Here is a 21827-nt window from a genome sequence, read left to right as displayed (position 1 = left end):
ATTGCAGGGATATCATTATGAGTAAGCTAAGCCCGGCACCTGGTGTGGCAAAACTGGCGCCTTATAAACAAGGTCAGAGTCAAATCGATGGTGTTGAAAATCCGATAAAGCTGTCGTCGAATGAATCTTCTCATGGGCCGTCTCCGGCGGCCCTGAAAGCCTACGAAGATGTGGCGAAAAATCTGAATCGCTATCCAGATGGCAGTCAGTATGAACTGCGTAAAGCGATTGGCGAGACGTATCAACTGGACCCGAATCGAATAGTGTGTGGTAATGGTTCGGACGAATTGATTCAGTTGATGGTGCGTGCCTATGTTCGCCCAGGTGATGAAGCTTTACTCAGTGAAAATGGTTTTATCATGAGCAATATTCACTGTGTTGCTCAAGGTGCTGAGTTGGTTATCGCTCCGGAAAAAGACTATAAAGTGGATGTTGACGCCCTATTGGCAAGAGTCACGGATAAGACTCGTTTTTGTACCATTGCCAATCCCAATAACCCCACTGGAACCTTTATTGAATCATCCGAGCTGCGACGTCTTCACGCCGGTTTGCCAGAAGACTGCCTGTTGTTGATCGACGATGCCTATGCGGAATATGTGTGGGATGACAATTACGAAGACGGCTCCGCTTTGGTTGATGAGTTCGACAACGTCGTAATGACGAGAACCTTTTCAAAGATTTATGGTTTACCGGCCTTGCGCATTGGCTGGGCGTATTGCCCCGAATCCATCGTCGATGCCAGTGGCCGAATTCGCACGCCATTCAACACCAATGCTTCAGCATTGGCCGCCGCCGCTGCGGCCGTGCGCGATACCGAATTCGTTGCCAAGGTAAAAGCTCACAATAAACAATCGCTGGAACGTATACAGTCGGTGTTGGGCAATTTAGGCATTGAAGTGATTCCCAGCCAAACCAACTTTTATCTGCTCAAATTCCCGCAAAGGAGCGGTAAGAGTGGTGCGGCTGCGGCACAGCATTTGATGTCGCGTGGCATTATTCCCCGCCCGGCAGGCGGGGATGATCAGTACCTGAGAATCAGCGTTGGCCTGGACAGTGAAAACGACGCTGTGCTCACCGCCCTGACAGAATATATGGAGCAATAAATGGCTACTGCGCTACATGTTCTATCTGAGCAGACTGAACAACGTTTGAAACAACCGCAGTCCTCCTGGATTGCTGGACGTTTTATCGAGGGCTCAGCGTCTCAGGCGATCATCAACCCAAGTACTGCTGAGATCATTGCCCAGTTTTCGGCTGCTCAGGAAAAAGATGTAGAAGCAGCGGTTCGCGCGGCGCGGGAGTCCTTTGATCAGGAGAGCTGGACCGGCTTGAGTCCCAGTCAGCGTGGCAAGGTATTGTGGCGCTTGGCTGATTTAATGGAGGAGCAGGGGCGTTTGCTTGCAGAAATGGAAATGCTTAATGCGGGCAAGCCTTATGCAGCTGCCAGCCAGGGCGAAATTCCATTTGCGGCGGACTGTTTTCGATATTTTGCCGGCTGGTGTTCCAAACTTGATGGTGCCAGCAAAAAATTGGCGGGCATGCCTGAGGGTGAGTTTCTCGCATACACCCGCCGCGAGCCGGTGGGTGTGGCGGCCTTAATTGTTCCTTGGAACGGTCCTCTTGTGCAAGCCTGTTGGAAGTTGGCTCCGGCATTGGCTGCGGGTTGCAGCTGTGTGCTCAAGCCCGCAGAAGAAACCCCCTTGACGGTTTTATTCTTGGCAGAGTTGGCCAAGCAAGCAGGCATTCCCGATGGCGTGCTGAATGTTGTTCTGGGTGGCGCTGACATCGGTGCGCAACTGGTCGAACACCCACAGGTTGATAAAGTGTCGTTTACGGGTTCGACCGCCGTGGGTAAACGCATTGTGTCGGCTGCACAGGGCAATCTGAAAAAAGTCAGCCTTGAGCTTGGCGGTAAATCACCCATGATTGTCTTTGCGGATGCCGATTTGGATGCGGCCGCTGCGGGTGTGATCGACGGTATTTTTTCCAATGCCGGCCAAGTCTGCGTTGCTTCATCTCGCCTCTACGTCCATCACGATATTTATTCCGCGTTACTGGAAAAATTGAAAGTCCTCGCGGGGGCGATTGTGCCGGGTGATGTGCGGGATTCAGAAGCCAGTATGGGGCCCCTGATTTCCAAGCGCCACTGTGACAGTGTTATGGCTCACATTGAGAAAGCTCAAGCCCAGGGTGCTTCGCTGCTGTGTGGTGGGCAGCGTTTGAACAAAGCGGGTTACTTTATTGAGCCGACGATCTTTACCGAGCTCAATGAGGATATGGATCTGATTAGAGACGAAGTGTTTGGGCCGGTATTGGCTGTTCAACGCTTCGGTGATGAAGACGATATCGTCGCATTGGCCAATGACAGTGAATACGGCTTGGCGGCGAGTATTTGGACAAAAGACATTTCGCGCGCCCACAAAACCGCAGCAAAAATCAAAGCCGGTTTACTCTGGATCAATTGTCATGGCCTGCCTGATATGGCGGTGCCCTTTGGTGGCTATAAACAATCCGGTTGGGGTCGCGAAAATGGTGAAGAAGCGATTGCGCAATACACTGAGACGAAGTCCGTTATCGTCCGTTTATAAGGCAGCGCTAAGTTAGAGGTAGATATGCAGGAATCATGGCGTTGGTTCGGGCCTGATGACCCGGTCAGTTTGGAAAACATTGTTCAGGCCGGGGCCAGTCATGTGGTCAGTGCCTTGCATCATATTGCTGTTGGCGAAATCTGGCCAATAGAGGATATTCAGGCGCGCAAACAGTTAATTGAAGCGGCTGGCTTGACGTGGAATGTGGTCGAAAGTGTGCCGCTCCACGATGACATAAAACTGGCCCGGCCGGGCGCACAAGCGTATATGGAAGCCTACTGCCAGACGCTGGACAACTTGTCCCGCTGCGGTGTGAATACCGTTTGCTACAACTTTATGCCGGTGGTGGATTGGACGCGAACCAGCTTGCGCTACAAGCTGGATAATGAAAGCTACGCGCTGCATTTTTCCATGGATGCATTTGTGGCTTACGATGTGTATGTGCTGTGCCGAAGGAATGCCCAAGACAGCTATTCAGAGACCCAGCTACGCTCTGCACAGCAATACCTCGATCAAATGTCCGAGGAAGAAGTTGAGCAGCTGGAGAACAACATTATTGCCGGTTTGCCCGGCGGCTCGGATGCCTATGATCGACAAGGTATTTCGGCTCTGATTGAAGAATTTTTGCAAGTCGACGAAAAACAGTACCAGCAAAATTTGTTCAAATTTTTGAAGTACGTCGTTCCTGTTGCTGAACGTCTGGGCGTCAATTTGTGCATTCATCCGGATGATCCGCCGTTTTCCCTGTTTGGATTGCCACGTGTGGTGTCTACCGCAGATGATGTAAGGGCGTTGTTTCAGGCTTCCCCGAGTGAAGCGAATGGCTTAACTCTCTGTGCAGGTTCTTTCGGCTCACGAGCAGACAATGATCTGCCGGCGATGGCAAAGGAATTCGGTCCCCGTATTCACTTTGTGCATCTCAGAAATGTACAACGCGATGAAGACGGCTCGTTTTATGAGTCTGAACATCTAAAAGGCGACAATGATATGTACGCCCTGGCGAAAGTCCTTTTGGAAGAGGAACAAACCCGCCGAGCTGCGGGGCGTCAGGATTGTGAGATCGCGATGAGACCGGATCACGGTCATTTACTGGGCGATGATGTTCATAAAAAAACCAATCCAGGGTATTCCATGCTCGGCCGAATGAAGGGCCTGGCGGAATTGCGTGGGTTGATTTATGGCCTGAAGCGCAGTATGAGTGAACAGTAATGACATCGACTATGGCGACGGATTCCCTCTGGCAAGAAGTGCTTAACCCACAGGCCCGCATCGCGGTGATTGGCGAGTGTATGCTGGAATTGTCTATGGACGATTCACTGGCGACGCCTCAGGCTCTGTCGGCGACGGTTTCTTATGGCGGTGATACCTTGAATACCGCGATCTATATGTCTCGCCTTGGCTTGAATGTGGATTATGTCACCGCGCTGGGGGATGATTCCTACAGTGAGTGGATGATTCGACAGTGGCAACGGGAAGGCATTGCTTGTGGCCTGGTGCATCGATACCGAGCCAGTCTGCCAGGCTTGTACGCGATTGAAAATGATGAGTCTGGCGAGCGCTATTTTCATTACTGGCGCAGCCAAGCGCCCGTCAAGCAACTGTTGGCAACAGCAGAACGCCGTGAAGCTTTGTTTGCTGAATTGCGGAGCTACGATGTGATCTATTTCAGCGGCATCAGCTTGTCCTTGTTCAAAGACCATGAGCTGGATGCTTTGTTTGCGTTTTTGAAAACCTATTGTGATCGAGGTGGTGTGCTGGCCTTTGACAGCAATTTTCGACCGAAACAATGGCCTGAGTTTGAACGCGCTCGGCACTGGTTCTCGAAGGCCTATCAGTTGTCTCGTATCGCCTTGCCCACACTGGACGATGAATTGTGTCTTTACCCCAAGCAGAGCAGCGATGGGGCAATTGAACGTTTGAAGCTTGGAAAACGTAAAGAGTTGATCATCAAAAAGGGCGCCGAAGGTTGTTTGGCCTTGTGGTTGGATCAGTGTCGAGATTGCCCAATTGACGAAACCGTCTCCTTAGTGGATACCACGGCGGCGGGCGATTCGTTTAATGCTGCGTATATTGCCGCGCGTTGCCAGGGCCAGGACCCTGTTCAAGCCTGTAAAGCCGCGCAGAAGCTGGCTGCTCAGGTGGTTCAACACAAAGGTGCGATTCTTCCTTTGGATAAAATGCCAGGGTGAATTGGCGATGAAAGAAAGTTTTGAGTTTATTCGAAAATTAAATCAGCAGGCGATTGCTGAACGTGGTAACCGGGACATTTCGTTGACAGCGCTGTCGGGCACAGAAGAACTGTTTTTCCGGGAACCGTCGTTGGCGAGAATCATGGCCATGAGCGAATTGCTGAACTGGTCGCCCACTGAATTAAGTGATCATTTAATGGATTGCATGTTGGCAGACGCTCATAATGGTTTTCTCGCATCTTATGACAATCCAGATGATCGCGCCCGTGATGATGAACTCCTGAAATCCAGAGTGCGCCATTGGCGCGAGATACTTAATAATAACAACTCGAGGCAATTATGAGTCTTATCCCTGCTGATAATGTAATGGCCCTGTATGCTGTCCTACTTGGTTTGGCGTGTCTGGGATTCTGGATCGACACATTGGAGATAGGGCGAAAGATCTCAGGCGTGGTCTGGGTATTGCTGGCGGCTATGCTGCTGTCGAATTTCCATATTATTCCTTTTCAATCCTCGAGCTATGACTTTGTCGGTTCGAGTCTGGTGCCTTTGGCCATTCCCTTGCTGCTGTTCAAAAGTAATCTGCGACGTATCTTCAAAGACAGTGGTCGAGTGATGTTGGCTTTTTTTGTCGCCGCATGTGCAACCACGGTAGCCGCTATTGTGGGCTTTATGTTCTTTAATCTTGGCGACATCGGAGCCAAGGTGGCCGGCGTTTACAGCGGTGGATTTATTGGTGGCGCCGTTAATTTCCTGGCGGTTTCCAAAGTGGTTGGCATGAGTGAGTCTGAGTTTAGCACGGCTATCAGTGCCAGCAGTATTGTGAGCATGCTGGCCTTAATGTTGCTGCTGGCCATTCCTTCTGTGAAATGGGTGCTCCGGTTCTTCAAGGATACTGCTGACGTCAGTCATACAGAAGACAGTGAATTTTCCAGCGAAGGTAACGTGGCCGCGTTGAAACTGTCTCATATATCAGGGGCATTGGCGCTCAGTTTTGGGATATGTGCCTTGTCGAATTTTCTGGCTCAGTGGTTTTCGGCTGAACAATACAGTTTCTTAATTATCACGATCTTCAGTCTGGCGATTGCCAATATTTTTCCCAAAACCATGGCGGAATTGGAAGGTGAGTTTGAAGCCGGATTGTTGTTGATGTATCTGTTCTTCGCAGTGGCCGGTGCCGGCACGGATATGTCTTCCTTCTTGGGTGTGGCGATTACGTTGTTCTTCTACGGCATGTTCATTATTTTTGGCCATCTGTTGATCACTCTGATTGTTTGTCGCGTATTGGGCTTCAACCTTCAAGAAACTCTGGTGGCCTCCGCAGCAGCGTTAGTTGGACCTGCGGTGACAGCGGCCATCGCCATTTCCAAAGGCTGGCGCGACTTGGTCACCCCAGGAATCATGTGCGGAATATTTGGCTACGCTATTGCCACCTTTATCGGAGTCGCGATCAGTAACTTCCTGGCATAAACAGCACCGTTCAAATTTTAAATCGTACTGTAGAAGTAGAGGTAAAACATGCGAGTAGCCATTAACGGCTTTGGTCGAATCGGCCGGAGTGTCTGTCGGGCGTATTTTGAGTCGGAGCTGTCGGAAGCGCTGGAATTGGTCGCCATCAATGACTTGGGTGATGCAGAGATGAATGCGCACCTGTTTCAGTATGATTCTGTGCACGGCTCATTCAATGGTGACGTTCAGGTAGAGGGCAATGCCCTGATTGTCGACGGTAAGGCTGTGCGTTTGTTGCAGCAAGCCAACGCTGAAGCCTTGCCCTGGAAAGATTTGGGCGTCGATCTGGTGTTGGAATGTAGCGGGCGATTTACCCGGCGGGAACTCGCTGAACAGCACATTCGTTCTGGTGCTAAGAAAGTTCTGATTTCGGCCCCAGCCGATGGAGTGGATCGTACGGTGGTATTCGGAGTGAATGACCATGAGTTGAGTGTAGGCGATACCATTATTTCCAATGCGTCTTGCACCACCAATTGCCTGGCGCCCATCGCTAAGCATTTGCACGAGGTGATTGGAATAGAAGATGGTTTAATGACGACCATTCACGCTTATACCAACGATCAAAATGTGCAGGACAGTTATCACAACGATCCATATCGAGCGAGAGCCGCCGCACTGTCATTGATTCCCAGCAAAACCGGAGCGGCCAAGGCGGTAAGCCATGTGTTGCCTGAGTTGACGGGTAAGTTGGACGGTATGGCGGTAAGAGTGCCAGTGGCAAATGTATCGCTGGTTGATCTCTCGTTTCTACCCAGCCGTGATACAACGGTCGAAGAAGTGAATGCGACAATCAGAGCAGCGGCTCAGAGTCATCCTGATATTCTGGGCTATAATGATCGGCCGTTGGTTTCCTGCGATTTTAACCATTCGAGTTTGTCGTCCTGCTTTGATGCGGGGCAAACCAAAGTCAGCAACAGCATGGTGAAAGTGTTAGCTTGGTACGACAACGAGTGGGGCTTCTCCAATCGGATGCTGGATGTCTCAATGAAGATTAAAAGTCTGCTCTAGTGTCTGTTGAATCACTTCTGAGTCAGGCACCTCCCTGTGCCCGACTCATTTTCCAGAATGTGTCTGGATTGTTCTTTTAAGCCTTTGACTCGTTCGCTTACTGCTCCTGCTTGGCTCGGGTCTTCGCCAGAATAAAATCGCTGTGACTCAGGTGCACAAGGTCAGCAATTTTACGGACCATATACTCTTCGTATTTATCCAGATTGCCGTCAGCGTAAGCGATTTGCCACATATATTGCACAAGATCGCGCTTTTGTATGGGGCTGTAATGCTGGTTCAGCAACGAGGTGAATTGATGAATCGAGGTCGCGTCACCTTGTTCGGCTCTGGCTTGTTCGATAATGCTGTCCAGCTTGGGCTGAGAAATACCCATTTTACCGTTCAGTATTTTTTCCAACGCGGTTAATTCATCTTCACAAAAGTGCTCATCTGACACGGCAATTTCAATCAGCAGCGCCGCAGCGGCTAAGTGCAGTTTGTCTTCTGCACTGATTTCTGCGGTGGCTTCACTCGAGCTTTCAAACAGTTCTTTAAAAAAATCAAACATAATAGCTGCTTTCTGTAGGGGTTATTTTTGCGCCAGCAAAGCCTCCAGCTTTTCCTGATCCAGGATAAAGTTGCGAATACCTTCGGCGAGCTTCTCTGTTGCCATCGCATCCTGATTGCTCTCAAAGCGGAATTGGGCTTCGCTCAGAGCCGGCTCTTTGTCCAACGTGTTTTGGTGATCGTCTATTAGACGACGTTCCAGAGCAGAATGATCCTGGCTGAGCGATTCCAACAACCCTGGGCTGATCGTCAGTCGATCACAGCCAGCGAGTTCTTCAATTTCCAGGGTGTTCCTGAAGCTGGCGCCCATGACGATCGTACCGTAGCCATGTTGCTTATAGTAATTGTAGATGCGGCTAACGGACTGAACGCCGGGATCGTTGGCTCCGTTGAAGTCCTGATCCGGATTCTGCTGCTTATACCAATCCAAGATGCGGCCGACAAAGGGAGAAATCAAGGTTACGCCAGCATCAGCACAGGCTCGGGCTTGGGCAAAGCTGAAGAGCAGGGTGAGGTTGCACTGGATGCCTTCGGCCTCGAGTTCCCGTGCGGCCTGAATGCCTTCCCAGGTAGATGCAATTTTGATCAGCACCCGATCCGGATTTACATCGAATTTCGCGTACTGTTCAATCAGTTGTTTGGCCTTGCTGACGGTGGCTTGGCGATCAAAGGACAAGCGGGCATCCACTTCGGTGGAAATTCGACCCGGAATGATTTTCAGGATTTCTTTGCCCAGGCTGACCGCCAGATAGTCTGCCGCAGCTTGGGGTGAGTGCGTGGCGGCAACCGCAGCGTTAATCAGTTCTTGATACTGTTCCAGTTGGGCCGCTTTGTAGACCAGTGAAGGGTTGGTGGTGGCGTCCAGGGGTTGATATTTGGCGATGGCTTCAATATCTCCGGTATCGGCCACCACGTCGGTCATGCTTTTCAGTTGTTCGAGTTTGCTCGTGCTCATGGCGTGCAGGTTCCTTGCTATGGTGTTGCTGTGTTGCCGTATCGGGCAATCATTAATAACAGATTGCCCGATACTACCATAGCTTTAGGGACAGAAACCTGTCAGTTGACTTGAGCGTGCCCCGGGTTATACCAAACCGCCGAGCTGTAGGCGCGTTCCTGAATCAGCTCCGGAAAGCCCTTGGCTTCAATCTGCAGAGACTGGGCGTCCATTGCCGAGTGTCGCATACTGGGTGTTTGCAAGACGCGCAGATAGTAAAAGGCTTTTTGTTGAGCATCGAAATCCGGGTCTTGCCAATAGCTCAGCAGTTCACTGGCGCCGTCGACATTGCTTTGGATCTCTCCGCTGTTTGAGAGAGTGGCCTGGGCTTTGGCGAGCTGACCACGATCAGGGAGCTCGCGATTATCCGAAGCGGCCACGGTGTATATACGCTCATGATGCTGGCCTTCCGCATCCAGCCAACCCTTAATCACTTCGATACGTTCGAGGGGGTTGGATTTGGGGTCCATGGTTGCACGAATGATGAAGCGCGGTGCCTTGCCGGGCTCAGCCTGATACAAATCGCCGCCCATCGGAACACCGCCTTGATAACCTCGCTCGGCAAAGTTTTCAGCGTGCACATCTGTTTCATTAAAATCCCAACCGGCAAAAAAGCGAACGCTGATGCGTGGCCCGGTGCTGGCGTAAACTTCTTTTCGGCGCATGGCCTGGAAGATGCCCTGGCGATCATTGCTGTCAGCCCAAACGGCGGCGAGACCTTGAGCGGCCATATCCCAACCTTTGGGGCCGCCGTCACTGGAAAAGGCACCACCAATTTTATTGCCGGGAATGGAATCGTAAGCCATTTTGCCCCAGAAGTTTTCCTCTTCTGCGGAAGACAAACCGGTGTGGGCATCAGTGGAGCCAATGACTCCAAACTTATACGGGTTCACGCCGGTTTTGTTTTCAAGGGTCAAGCCGCGGCCCAGCGCTGTACGCACATAATCTCCGGGGCGAGCTTGATATTGTTCATCACCGGTTTGCAGATAATAGTCAAACGGTTCAAACCCCGCGAACTGGTCTTCGGGCGACAAGCTGGGGTGAGCTTCGGAATCCCCTTTAATTTGGGTGATTTCAACAATGGGTTCCCAGCGCATGCGTGTGCGTGCGTAATCCGCGGTGATGTCTTCACGGCGCAGAGTTTTCTCATCGAACATATAGCCCTTTGAGATATTAGAGTTATGGGGAATGGCGATAAACTCGCTGCCGGTTTCCTGTTGGGTTTTTTCCAGCCAGGCCCACAAATCTTCCGGGTAGGGGCTGTCGATAAAACTGAAGGGTTGATATTGTTTGGCCTGTTCTCCACTGCTAGGGCTCAACACGATTCGGTGAATATTGGCGCCAGCGGGAATCGAGCTCCATTCCCAACCCATAAAGGTGGTGAACTTTCCCGGTTGGTTATGGCGTTCGGCGGAGTCCACAATCGCATGCCAGGTTCGCTGCTCCACTGCACTGGTATCACCCAAGACATCGTTCGGTTCTGGGTTGCCCGGATCCAGTACGGGATCTTTACCGGGGTAATGCAATTTTTTCGGTAGGGCATCGAGAAATAATTCGGCACCGCTGCCATCTTCCATAGCGTTGCGGATGACTTCAATGGAGAACCAGCGTTTCAGGTTGTCCCACCAGCCCAGCTCACCCAGTCCACCTTCTTCTTCGGTAATGTGTTTCAGCACGCCCATCACTTCGGCGTGATCGGAGACCACTAGAAAATCCAGTGGGGTATTAATGCGGATGCGCGCTTTGGTGTAAGGGTGCACAACCCACTGTCCTTTTGCCCAACGATAGGCTGTATCGGGGTCTGCAGATTTGTTTTGATTCAGATACGCGTCGAAGGAATAGGAACTGTGAAGGTGGGTATCGCCCCAGAGCAGTTCTCTTTCTGAATTGGCCTGGGAGGGTGTCGCCAAAGCCAAGCTGCTGGCGACTACGGCTAATGACAGAAAGTTATGCCTGGAGACAGGCCAGGTTATAACTTTGGAGAGTGTTTTCATGGTGGCACCATTTATTGTTGTTATGTCAGGGTGCCAATATGCCTCGATTCCTACTCGATGTTAATGGGGGGAATTGACAGCTCGCGCCTGAACAGGCGCGATGCGTGAAAATGAGGGGGAGAGCAGAAGTTAAGAAGCGGTCTGAGCGTCTTCCCAGCGCTGCAATTGTTCCTGAGTGTCGCGATCCCAAGGATGAAAGCCGTCGCGGTAGTACTCTTTCCACAGAGGGTAAATTAAACGTAAGACACCTTTTTTACCGAACAGAAAGCCCATGCCCTGCCACCAGATTTTCATATTCCACAGCTGACCATTGCGTTTCAACATGTGCACGAGATGCACAAATATATCCAGAAGCAGGAAGAAGGTCGCTCGTTTAAGGCTCTTTTTACGCATTTTTTCATCGCCGCCCACTGCTCTGAATACGTCAAAGGCGACCGCTTTATGTTCCATCTCTTCTACCGCGTGCCAGTCCCACAATTCGCGCATGGTGGCTTCGGTTTCTTGAGCCATGGTGCTTTCCGGGTCGAGTGCCCACTCAGCCATGATCGCGGTGATGTGTTCTAAGGCCGCTGTAATAGAAAGCAATTCTAACGGCGTGTACATTTTCTCGCTGAGTGCCAACTTCTTCTTCAGGCGGTTTTCCATGTACTCTAAATCGTAGCCCCGTTGCTTACACAGGCTTTGGTTGTAACGCTCATGTTCACGACGATGCACGTTTTCCTGGCCGCAGAAACCACGAATTTCTTGTGTTAATTTGGGATCGTCAATCTCACCGGCGAAGTGGCGTACGCTATCGATAAAAAATTTCTCGCCCAGCGGAAAGGTGATTGACATGGCGTTGAACCAGGCCGTCTTAAAAGGGTGGCCGCCGTACCAATCACGACTGAGGCAGTCGGCGATTTCATGTTCGCGATTGCGGGGGTGGATATCCACATGCTCGGGCGTACGTGATTGTTGGCTCATAGGTATCTCGGCTGTTGTTATGGGTTGACCCTCGCGCAGCCGTTTAACGAGCTGAGCTTAGAATAAAGTATAGACAGCCGTACAATAATGTGTGGGGTTATATTCGATCATATGTGGGGTTATTTTCAGTCAACATGAGCCAATAGTTACTGTATAGTGGGGGTTCAACCTCATTGTTTGGGCTCACCATGTTTGATGATGTTCAAGAAACCTTTGCGATCGTCATGTCGGAATTGGGGGTCAATATTCCCGCTTTGGCCCGTGAACGGGGCTTAGTTCTTGGGCGCATTATCGACAATGAACTGCGCGAGCAGTTGATGGATATCGCCATAGAAGCTGCACCCATACCGGGTTTGGGGCTTGAGGTTGGGCATCGTATTGGTTTGGATCGTCTGGGGGTGTTTGGCTATGCCTTGATGAACAGTCCTACCGCGGAAGCCGCGTTGAACTTGCTCTTGCAATACCAAAGAGCCTTGATGCCGCACGTGTCCATTTCCTTGCTGCCCAGTGGCGAAAACTTCGCTCTGGTGTGTCATGCCAAACATTTAAGCAGTCGCCACGAACGATTTAATGTGGAGTCGTTGTTTGTGACCGTGCGCAACTGTACTGAGAGTCTTTTCCCTGGGGCAGCGGCCGCACAGTCTTATTGCTTTGATTATCCTGCGCCTTCTTATGCTGCGCGCTACCGGGAGTTATTGGGTGAACACATTGAGTTCTCAGCGCCAAACAATGCCATTTTAATCAATCGGGAATTGCTATCGCGAAACATTGAACAAGCCGATCCGGTGAATGAGGCGCTGTATCGCCAACAATGCGATGAGCTGTCTAGGCAATTGGGCGATAAATCGCTGATCTCGGCGCGTGTTCAGCAGATTCTATTGCGTAAGCGTGGGCAATATCTAAGTGCCCCGGAAGTGGCATTGCGTTTGAATATGAGCGAAAGCAGCTTGCGCCGAAAGCTGCGAGCAGAGGGGAGCAGCTTCCAGCAGCTATTAGACAGTTTGCGTTTGCATCTTGCACAACAGTATCTGAGTAAAACCCGTTTAAGTATCGCAGAAGTTGGACGTCTTACCGGCTTTGATGATGTTGCTAATTTCCGCAAAGCGTTTATTCGTTGGAGCGGCATCACACCATCGACGTGGCGAGACAGGGCTGCAGGCTCGCCAAAAAACGGCGAGCGTTGAGTTCCCTATGAGCCTTCCCAATTTACGTTTTATTTAAACTGTGCAGCGCATCCATAAAATAGGTTTCGGTCATATCCCAAACCTGATGCAGCCAATCCGGCTCGGAAATGAAAAACGCGTTTACCGTTTTATCTTGAATGCGTCGGCGTTCTTTTTCGTCGCATTCTGGATTGTTATGCAGCCAGTTGGCTTCGATTAACGTGCCAAGCATTGCTTCAATTGGAATGGTGCCGAATTCTAGCGCCACGCAGAGCGCGTCAGGATTGACGGCCAGTAAACCACAACACAGTGGGCCGCTGATGCTGGGCGTTGAGCTATCTTTTGCGCCGGGCGCAATCAATCGTCCGCTGATGAAGGTTTGGCTGGCGCGTTGAACATGTTCTGGGCTGCCGGTGTAAATCAACTCGCAGGCACCTCGTGGACCAAGGCCGGTGTGGAAGTCGAGGTGCACCAGATTCACATTGGCCTGACAGTGTTTTTTGCAAACATCTGTCCACACTTTATTGGACCAACAGGAAGCATAGCCGCCGAAGTAGGGGTCTTGTGGACTGAAATATTGGCCTTGTGTCATCAGGGTTTGAAATCGTTCGGCGCCATAATTCGCGATATAGCGTTCAATGCGTTGCAAGCAGCGATTTAAATCCGTGCCTGTCCAATCGGCGGGGTAGGCTTGTTCCCGAAACAAACGTTGTTCATCTGAAGTGTTTTGGGCTTGTGAAAAATCCACAAAGTTTCGGTTTAAATCGATATTGTTTTCATTGTTGCGGCTGTAATGTGAACAGCCATAAGGGTTCAGCGTGTGCACAAAAATAATCTGCAAATCTTGGAGATCAATTTGGGGTACCAAGTTTTGCATGATGAGAATTTGCATAGCCGAACCACAATACGCTTCGACACCGTGCACACCCGAAGACAGTAAGATCTTCCGGCTTGCGGAATCGGGGCCCAGTCGTGCCACATCACAATACAGCGCTTCTCCTGCAATACCAACAACCCGTTCATTCAGGTAATGATCAATATGACAGCCAATCGCTTGGGCAGTATCTAAAAAGAGTGCGCGTGCCCCGCTGTAATTGGATCTGCAAGCGCGGCCCAATGGGCCGGAAATCTGACGAAAAGTCATTCTTCTTCCTTTTTGTGAGGCGCTGCACCCTCAGTTGTTTTTCAGTGTGCCGCGCTAGGGTTCAAATTGTTCGTTCGCATTCAAGAGCTTGTCGAGAATTTCAAACAGTTTAGTTTTCTCGCCTGCGTCCAATGCCCGGTCCAAATGTTGGCCATAGTGTTCCAGTACTGAAAACTCCACTTGGGCGTAGTCCCGGCCTTTCTCCGTCAGCACGGCAATTTTGCTGCGCTGATTACTTTCCTGGCGCTCATTAGTCAGCAGACCTTTTTTGGCCAAGCTGGACAAGGCTCGTGTCACCATCGCTCGATCGAAGCCATATTCCTCGGCAACGGCCGAGGGTTGCATGGGTCCCTTCGAGGCGAGCAACACCAGAATGCGAAACTCCGTTTGAGAGAGTTCGGCAATCGCGCGGGCACCTTCGGCACTTTCCGGGCGCAACGATGCGTGCATCTTGGTTTGCGCCACCACCAATCTAAAGGGAATGTAGTCATGGATATCGAATGCTATTGCAGGCTTGCTCATCGTATTCAGGGTCTCTTTCGGTCAGTTGCTTATCATGCTGTTGGCTTGTTTGCCTATTCAGCCATTTCTTACGTCCTGAATAAATTGTCCACGTTAGATTGACAAAGTCAATTATTTGATTAATGATTGACTTTGTCAACTGTTGTAAGGGCAGTTCAACTACAATCATTGAGAACGAGAAGAGGCGTTGACAACAATGCTAATAAATAAAAATGCTTTGAAACCATATGCTTTATCAATCGCGATCACTGGCCTGGGCTGGCCACTGTCAGCGCTGGCCCAAATCGGTACTGCTTCCCAAGCAAATGCCGATTTGGAAGAGGTCGTCGTGACCGCACGTAAACGCCAAGAATCACTGCAGGACGTCCCGCTCTCTATACAAGCGTATAGCGGTGATGACTTGGCTTTAGGCGGTGTCGACAATGTTGAAAACCTTGTTGGTAAAACGCCGAACCTATCTCTCAGCTCAAATCTGCTTTCCCCTGGTAACGATTTTCTGAACATTGTGATACGCGGTGTGGGTTCTCAGAGTGCCGGTGCACCTGCGGTGGGAACCTTTGTAGACGGTGCATTTGTGCCTTCCCTGGCCTTTGATATTGGCTTTCTCGATGTTGAGCGAGTTGAAGTATTACGTGGGCCACAGGGCACGCTTTTTGGTCGAAACACACAGGGCGGTGCTTTGAATATCGTGGTGCGACGCCCGGATGAAGAATTTCGTGGCCGTGTTGCACTGACCTATGATGAGTTCGATACCGTGCGTGCTCAAACGGCATTTTCAGGACAGTTGGCCGAGGATTTCTTTGCCAGTATTGCAGCGGATATGTCGCGCACCGATGGTTTTCTGGAAAACCCGGTGGCCGCCCAAGCGGCTGGCGGCAATCAGCGTGGCCGCAGTGTTCCGGCTGATGATGAAAGCAAATATTCCTGGCGAACTGCTTTCCGCTATACCCCAAGTGATGATCTGGAAGTGAATTTGAGTATTGATAAATCCTATCGTCGTGGTTTGGATGGTTTGCCAGGTGTGCCACGCGGAACACAGGATTATATTGTTCGCAGTGATTTTCAAATTGATGCGGAATACGATAACTACGGTGCAGCATTGAATATTGATTATGTAATGGGGGATGTCGAACTGACTTCCATTACCGCGTATCGTAAAGTGAATTCCTCTTTGCCTTTCGATTTTGACGGCTCCCCGGAACGAGGGCCAAACTTCCAGGACATCCGCAGTGCTCAAGAGCTATTGTCTCAGGAATTTCGTTTTGCCGGTGACTGGGGCGACAATATTAATTGGTTGGCGGGTGTCTATGCGTTCAGAGAAAAGCAACTGTCCGATCGCTATATCCAGTTTGGCGACCTCGACTTATTGGGCGGCAGTCAGTTATTGGTGGACGCTCAAATCCAAAACCTGGACCGCAGTGGTTACGCGGTCTTCGCGGACGTGATTTGGAACCCGAACGAATGGTTGGAATTAGGGTTTGGCGCTCGTTTTGCCAAAGAAACCGTAAAGTCCCAAGCTGAATTGGATTTTGTATTGCGACAAAACGGAGTTGATTTGGCCACTGTGGTGAGTTCGCCGTCTGGCAAGTTGGATGATGACAATGTTTCCCCCACTGTGTCGGCGCGAATTAAATTGAATGATGATGTGAGTGTTTACAGCCGTTATGCAAGAGGTTTTCGTGCCGGTGGCTTCCCCCTTGCGCCCGCCAGCCCAATTTCCAACTCCGGGTTTAATTCTGAAATTTCCGATAATTATGAGCTGGGTATTAAAGGTAATCTCTTTGATGGTCAGATTGATTTCGACTTGGCACTATTTCGCATTGACGTCAGTGATCAACAATTAACAACGATCGTCTTTTTCAATGGCGATCCTAATTTACCCGTTGCCGCCGTGGGCAATGCCGGTGAAAGTCGCTCAGAAGGTGCAGAACTGAATATTAACTGGCGCCTCAACGACTCTTTTGAGCTGACGGCCAGTGCGGGTTATACCGATGCGGCTTATACCAACTATATTGATACCATTGGGGAAGACCGTTCCGGAGAACGTTTCCCCTATGTGCCTAAGGTAAATGCCCTGATCGGTGCTAACTGGTCATTTGATATTGCCAATGAGACGGAATTGGAGCTGAGTGCTCAGTATCGCTATGTGGGTGATATCTTGTCGGGCAGTGGTGTTGACATTGATTTGCAGTTCCCGGTCGATTCTTACAATGTTCTCGATTTGCGAGCCTCTGTGTATAAAGACGATTGGCGTGTAGACTTCTTCGTGGACAATGTGGCAGACAAGTTTGTCGAAACGCGGGTGTTTAACAGCTTTTTCTTCAATGAGCCTCGTCCGTTTTCGGTTGTTTTACCACCGCGAAAAGCCGGTGTAAGATTCACCTATAACTTCTAAATCATCTTATGGCGATGGCGGTTCTGCTGTGCTGGCACGTTCAAGTGGGCACGTCGGTACGGCAGATGTTTCGAATATTCAGTTTAACAATGTGATTTTTAAGTTGTGGATTTATGACTTTGACTTTAATCGACCAATTCAGTTTGGCGTCTTCTGAACTGGAAATCAAAGAAGGGTGCATACACTATTACACATCCTTCCATGCTGGCCTGCATGAACCTTATTTGTTGTTGATTCCCGGTTGGGCCGGGCCTGCTGAAATGTGGCAGCGACAGCTCAATACCTTATGTGGCCGCTTCAATATTATCATCATGGATTATCCCGGATTTGGTCGCTCTCAATTTTCGCAAGCAAATGAGAAGAGCTTTCTGAAAAACTGTCGGCTTGATACCCAGGCCGAATATGTGAACGGTATTTTGGCAAAAGAAGGCATCAGTGATTGCGTCGCGATTGGGCACTCCATCGGCGGCGCTCTGGCCCTGACGGCGGCAAACCAAACTAATTCCTGCATTCGGGCTGTCATTGGTGCTGATTCTTTTACCTATATGAATTTGTATCCGAAGGCTAACGTGGAAGCGGCTCAAGCGATTAAACACAGCATTCTCAATGGCTTTGATGCAACCTTGGAAGGTTTGATGGATGAGTATTTTCCTTCTGGTAGTGATCCGGAATTGCGTGCATGGGTCACTGCCGCGATGTCTCGAGCCGACCCTCTAGCTGGAGGTGCGATTCTAGAAAACTTTATGCTCTGGAGTTTGAGTGAGCAGCTGAAAGAGTTTCGAGGTAAAGTCATCGCAATAGCTGCAAAAAAAAGCTATGTGGAAAGCGATTTTCTTCCCGAGTATGGGAAGAAAATCGAAGTGCATTGTGTTGAAAAAGCTGGTCATTTCCTGATGCTGGATCAGGCTGAATCTTTCAATCATAAACTGCTGCAGGTACTGAATCGTTTTCACTGAACCGTCCCGATTGAAAGATTCAGTGAAAACGCCAAGCTTATAGTGCGGATCAATCGAGTTGGGGGCTTGCGATAATCAGCGAATAAACTCCGCCGCCGCTTCCAACACATCCATGCCGGCGCCGGACTTATGAATATTTTCACTAATGTGTCGCCGGAACTGGCGGGCGCCAGCTTGCCCCTGAAACAAGCCGAGAACATGGCGGCTCATGAAATGCAGCTTTTGTCCTAAGGCGTGTTGTTCTCGGCAGTATTCCAGGTATTGCTGATAAATCGACATGCGATCCGGAATGGTGTGGTCGTCGCCATAGATGCGCTGATCGACCTCAGCCAGAAGGTAAGGGTTGCTGTAGGCTTCCCGGCCCACCATCACGCCATCCACTTCCTGCAGCTGCTGTTCACAGTCGTCCAGATTTTTAAGGCCACCGTTAATAATAATTTCCAGCTCGGGGTATTCCAGTTTAAGTTGGTGCACTAAAGGGTAGCGCAGAGGTGGAACTTCACGATTCTCCTTCGGGCTCAAACCTTTTAACCAGGCCTTGCGTGCATGAACAATAAACGTTTTGCAGCCTGTTTCGGCAACAGCCTCAACAAAGCGGCACATATCTGCATAGTCTTCCATATCGTCGATACCGATACGGTGCTTGATGGTGACATCAATCGAACAGGCGTCCTGCATGGCTTTAATACAATCCGCCACTAAGGCTGGTTCGGCCATTAGAATCGCTCCAATCTTGCCTTCCTGCACCCGGTCACTGGGGCAGCCACAATTCAGGTTCACCTCATCGTAACCCCAATCCTCGGCTAGCTTGGCACAATGGCCCAGGTCCGCAGGTGAGGATCCGCCCAACTGCAAAGCAATGGGGTGTTCAACCTCGTTATAGCCCAAATGCCGCTCATGCTGCCCACCATGCAATAGGGCAGCCGTCGTGACCATCTCGCTATAAACCACAGAGTGCTGACTGATCAGGCGCCAAAGATAACGACAATGGCGATCAGACCAGTCCATCATAGGTGCTAAAGTAAACCTTCGATTCACTGGAGCCCTTGCTACATCTATGTTTCCGGTTGATTTGTAAGGATTTTTCAACAACTTATTTTGACCCGTTTTAAACTGATTTTTCACTATTTTTCAATATTCGGTGCTACCAAACCTCTGGTAGCACCGCAGAGGAGAATTATGGCGACAATTACAAAGCGTAAACGCAAAGATGGTATGAAGTACTCTGCGCAAATTCGTATAAAGCGTAATGGTAAAGTAGTTCATACAGAAACCGAAACATTTGATAAGAAATCGCTAGCAAAGGACTGGGCTGCGCGGCGAGAATCCGAGTTGAAGAGTCCAGGTGCCCTAGAGCAGATACAGCATAAAGATGTAACGGTCGGCCAAGTGCTTGAATGGTACCGTGATGATTTTGATGGTAAATCCAAGTTTGGCAGATCAAAACTTAGTCATATAGATTTCTTGATTAAGCATCATTCTCTGTCAAAGCTAGATGCCATCCAGGTGAAATCCAGCCAGCCTGTTCTCATATAAGCGAGCGTCGTCGGTTAGGAGCGGGTGCGTCGACAGTGAACAACGATATTATTTGGCTTCGGAATGCATTCCGAGCTGTGCGAATAGCTCGAAACATTCCACTGGATCTACAAGTTATTGATGACGCTAGCTTCCTGTGCCGAAAGGAAAAGTTAATCTCAAAGTCCACTCAACGCAACGTACTCGACGCCCATCATTAAAGGAGTTAAATAATCTTATGGGGTGTTTTGACGATCGTGATGTCCGTGCCAGCATACCAATGGTGGAAGTGGTTCTTTTTGCTCTATTTTCAAGTCGACGTCAAGACGAGATTTGTCGAATTCGGTGGGTAGATCTAGATGAAGAAAATCAAAGGGTATTGGTTCGAGATATGAAACATCCTGTAAACCTCCCCTAATTAGTGACAATCTAAATTAGAGTTTTCCGGTTCATGTTTGGCCAGATATTCCCAAGGTGTCAGATCGCCGAGAGAATCGTGAGGCCGTTCTTCATTGTATTCCCTGATCCAGTTTTCCGTTAACTCTCGCACTTCGTTCAACGTGCGAAACACGTACATATTTAGAATCTCATCGCGGTAGGTTCGATTGAATCGCTCGACATAAGAGTTCTGTGTCGGTTTGCCAGGTTTAATAAACTCAAGCTCGACTCCATGATCCTCTGCCCATTCCGCCAATGCTGTTGAGATAAATTCCGGGCCATTATCCATTCTCAGCTTGTTAGGGTAGCCCCTCCACGCTACGGTACGTTCTAACACCCTGATGACTCTGGGGGCCGGCAAGTTCAGATCAATCTCGATAGCCAAGGCTTCTCGATTGAAGTCGTCGACCAAGTTAAATGTCCGGAAGCGGCGACCACAGAACAAACTGTCACTCATAAAATCCATAGACCAACAGTGGTTGGCCTGAGCGGGCACAGATAACGGCTCTGGGTTACGACTGGGCAACCGCTTCTTGCCTCTACGGCGCTTGTTTAAATTCAATTCGCAGTACAACCGGTGAACCCGCTTGTGATTCCACGTATACCCCCAGCGCCTCAGTATCTTAAATAACTTGGCGAACCCATACGCTGGATACCTTTCTACGGATTCCTGAAGCTTGGCAATGACTTCATCATCGCGACTTGGATTTGGGCGATAGCGATAGACTGAGTCACTGATGCCAACAGCACGACAGGCCATTTGAAGGCTTGCGCCATGCTCCTTACGGGCATAGTCAACCAGCTCTCGTCTGACTGCTGGCTTTACAGCTTTTTTTCGACGATATCCTTGAGTATCCGGTGCTCCAAGCTGAGATCAGCGAACATGGCCTTTAGGCGATGATTCTCTTCTTCAAGTTCTTTCAGTCGCTTGATGTCCGACGCTTCCATGCCACCGTACTTGGACTTCCAGTTGTAATAGGTTGCGCCGGATATCTCATATTCTCGGCAGACCTCTTTGACCAGTCGTCCTGCTTCTACTTCTTTCAGGATCTTAACGATCTGGGTTTCCGTGTAGCGTGATTTCTTCATTCTTTGGCTCTCCATTTTGACGTAGTGTACGCCGGAGAACTCTAAATTTGGATGTCCCTAGTTTAAGGGAGGTTTACACATAGCTTTCAACAGCTTTAGAAAGTTCAAGTAGAGAAGCGGATAGATCATCATCCAAGTTTGGTAGTCTTGACAGAACCTCCCTTTCGGAGGTGTCGGTCAAATAGAAATATTTTAATATTGTAGCGACACTAGATGATCCACATGAGTAATCAGTGCTCTGTTTTACAATATTATTATCTCGAATAGACTTCCAGTTCACCCTGGTATTCACACTTGAATATGAATTATTGGCGCATAAAGAAAAACATAGAACTATGTAACTAGTTATTCTTATTAACCCAGTCATGTATATTAACATATCGACTTAATAACCCTGCTAATATGTACATTACAACAATTGGAGAAAACATAACCCACAGAGCTGCGTAGATATCGTTAGGCATTTCATTTAGAGAAAATCTAAAAAGAAAGGAAATGGCGCAATATATTAAGAATGTATATATCAACCTTTCATAGTTTTTGTATAAAAATCCATTGTATATATACACCCAGAGAGCAAAAGCTGAGTATTTTATAATTTCTAAAATATCCATAGAATATCTCCATAGAGTCCTTAACTCTTAAGGTTCCCCCTGTGAATAAAAACTAGGGGGAGAGATTATAACTATTAGTCTACAGGTTCAATTGTTATATTGCCGCTTGGTAATGGAGACCACCCAGCCCCTCCTGGAGAGCTTATTCCATTACCTGGTGCCGATGGAGAGCCTTCACTGCTCATCCCCCATTCATCAAC

Annotated in this window: 19 protein-coding genes; 11 read left to right on the top strand and 8 right to left on the bottom strand. The window is 49.4% G+C overall.

What is annotated here, in order from left to right:
- The first annotated feature begins 17 nt into the window (after positions 1-17).
- Genes hisC through gap form a run of 7 tightly spaced genes read left to right on the top strand, consistent with a single transcriptional unit; the run spans position 18 to position 7294 of the window.
- A complete protein-coding gene (gene hisC / locus ABWW03_RS08250) occupies positions 18-1103 on the top strand; it encodes a histidinol-phosphate transaminase (RefSeq protein ID WP_353407610.1) in 1086 nt (361 codons plus the stop codon).
- Positions 1104-2588, top strand: a complete 1485-nt coding sequence (locus ABWW03_RS08245; protein ID WP_353407609.1) for an aldehyde dehydrogenase family protein — start codon at positions 1104-1106, stop codon at positions 2586-2588.
- Between the two features lie 24 nt (positions 2589-2612).
- Positions 2613-3797 carry a mannonate dehydratase gene (gene uxuA, locus ABWW03_RS08240; protein WP_353407608.1) on the top strand — a complete coding sequence of 395 codons (1185 nt, stop codon included), beginning with the start codon at positions 2613-2615 and terminating at the stop codon, positions 3795-3797.
- Positions 3798-3808: 11 nt separating this feature from the next.
- Entirely contained in the window at positions 3809-4777 is a 969-nt protein-coding gene (locus tag ABWW03_RS08235; protein ID WP_353407607.1) for a sugar kinase, read from the top strand.
- Positions 4778-4784: 7 nt separating this feature from the next.
- On the top strand, positions 4785-5120 hold the full coding sequence (locus ABWW03_RS08230; RefSeq protein ID WP_353407606.1) for a hypothetical protein: 336 nt from the start codon (positions 4785-4787) through the stop codon (positions 5118-5120).
- Positions 5117-6247, top strand: coding sequence for a DUF819 domain-containing protein (locus ABWW03_RS08225; protein ID WP_353407605.1), 1131 nt, complete (start codon positions 5117-5119; stop codon positions 6245-6247). The genes ABWW03_RS08230 and ABWW03_RS08225 overlap by 4 nt, the downstream gene beginning before the upstream one ends.
- Before the next feature lie 48 nt (positions 6248-6295).
- On the top strand, positions 6296-7294 hold the full coding sequence (gene gap, locus ABWW03_RS08220; RefSeq protein WP_353407604.1) for a type I glyceraldehyde-3-phosphate dehydrogenase: 999 nt from the start codon (positions 6296-6298) through the stop codon (positions 7292-7294).
- 97 nt (positions 7295-7391) lie between these two features.
- On the opposite strand, the gene ABWW03_RS08215 is transcribed toward gap, so the two are convergent.
- The 4 genes from ABWW03_RS08215 to ABWW03_RS08200 form a co-directional block, all read right to left on the bottom strand.
- Positions 7392-7841, bottom strand: a complete 450-nt coding sequence (locus ABWW03_RS08215) for a TerB family tellurite resistance protein (RefSeq protein ID WP_353407603.1) — start codon at positions 7839-7841, stop codon at positions 7392-7394.
- Positions 7842-7862: 21 nt separating this feature from the next.
- Positions 7863-8795 (bottom strand): transaldolase, encoded by a 933-nt coding sequence (gene tal / locus ABWW03_RS08210; RefSeq protein WP_353407602.1) that lies wholly within the window; start codon positions 8793-8795, stop codon positions 7863-7865.
- Positions 8796-8896: 101 nt separating this feature from the next.
- Positions 8897-10828, bottom strand: coding sequence for a DUF3604 domain-containing protein (locus ABWW03_RS08205; RefSeq protein WP_353407601.1), 1932 nt, complete (start codon positions 10826-10828; stop codon positions 8897-8899).
- Positions 10829-10957: 129 nt separating this feature from the next.
- Positions 10958-11791: a metal-dependent hydrolase gene (locus ABWW03_RS08200; protein ID WP_353407599.1), complete on the bottom strand. Its 834-nt coding sequence runs from the start codon at positions 11789-11791 to the stop codon at positions 10958-10960.
- Between the two features lie 188 nt (positions 11792-11979).
- On the opposite strand from ABWW03_RS08200, the gene ABWW03_RS08195 reads away from it, so the two are divergent.
- Complete coding sequence (locus ABWW03_RS08195) at positions 11980-12975, top strand: AraC family transcriptional regulator (protein ID WP_353407598.1); 996 nt, start codon at positions 11980-11982, stop codon at positions 12973-12975.
- Positions 12976-12997: 22 nt separating this feature from the next.
- Here the strand turns inward: ABWW03_RS08195 and ABWW03_RS08190 are convergent, their stop codons facing one another.
- Both ABWW03_RS08190 and ABWW03_RS08185 read right to left on the bottom strand, forming a co-directional pair.
- On the bottom strand, positions 12998-14098 hold the full coding sequence (locus ABWW03_RS08190) for a DUF2817 domain-containing protein (RefSeq protein WP_353407597.1): 1101 nt from the start codon (positions 14096-14098) through the stop codon (positions 12998-13000).
- A gap of 54 nt (positions 14099-14152) precedes the next feature.
- Positions 14153-14620: a MarR family winged helix-turn-helix transcriptional regulator gene (locus tag ABWW03_RS08185; protein ID WP_353407596.1), complete on the bottom strand. Its 468-nt coding sequence runs from the start codon at positions 14618-14620 to the stop codon at positions 14153-14155.
- Positions 14621-14816: 196 nt separating this feature from the next.
- On the opposite strand from ABWW03_RS08185, the gene ABWW03_RS08180 reads away from it, so the two are divergent.
- Both ABWW03_RS08180 and ABWW03_RS08175 read left to right on the top strand, forming a co-directional pair.
- On the top strand, positions 14817-17015 hold the full coding sequence (locus ABWW03_RS08180; protein WP_353407594.1) for a TonB-dependent receptor: 2199 nt from the start codon (positions 14817-14819) through the stop codon (positions 17013-17015).
- Positions 17016-17128: 113 nt separating this feature from the next.
- Complete coding sequence (locus ABWW03_RS08175) at positions 17129-17971, top strand: alpha/beta fold hydrolase (protein WP_353407593.1); 843 nt, start codon at positions 17129-17131, stop codon at positions 17969-17971.
- Between the two features lie 75 nt (positions 17972-18046).
- Here ABWW03_RS08175 and dusA read toward each other — a convergent pair whose 3' ends face one another.
- Positions 18047-19030, bottom strand: coding sequence for a tRNA dihydrouridine(20/20a) synthase DusA (gene dusA, locus ABWW03_RS08170; protein WP_353407979.1), 984 nt, complete (start codon positions 19028-19030; stop codon positions 18047-18049).
- 120 nt (positions 19031-19150) lie between these two features.
- On the opposite strand from dusA, the gene ABWW03_RS08165 reads away from it, so the two are divergent.
- Positions 19151-19507 (top strand): hypothetical protein, encoded by a 357-nt coding sequence (locus ABWW03_RS08165; RefSeq protein ID WP_353407592.1) that lies wholly within the window; start codon positions 19151-19153, stop codon positions 19505-19507.
- 397 nt (positions 19508-19904) lie between these two features.
- Here the strand turns inward: ABWW03_RS08165 and ABWW03_RS08160 are convergent.
- Positions 19905-21013 (bottom strand): IS3 family transposase gene (locus ABWW03_RS08160; protein WP_353407591.1). Its coding sequence is split into 2 segments (ribosomal slippage): positions 19905-20761 and positions 20761-21013, totalling 1110 coding nucleotides; the frame shifts between segments, so codons are not numbered across the junction.
- Positions 21014-21827 lie beyond the last annotated feature (814 nt).

This window comes from Pseudoteredinibacter isoporae (assembly GCF_040372805.1).
GTDB classification, from domain to species: Bacteria; Pseudomonadota; Gammaproteobacteria; order Pseudomonadales; family Cellvibrionaceae; genus Pseudoteredinibacter; species Pseudoteredinibacter isoporae_A.
Note: the sequence above shows the minus strand (reverse complement) of the source record. Positions and strands in the feature narration are given on the sequence as shown.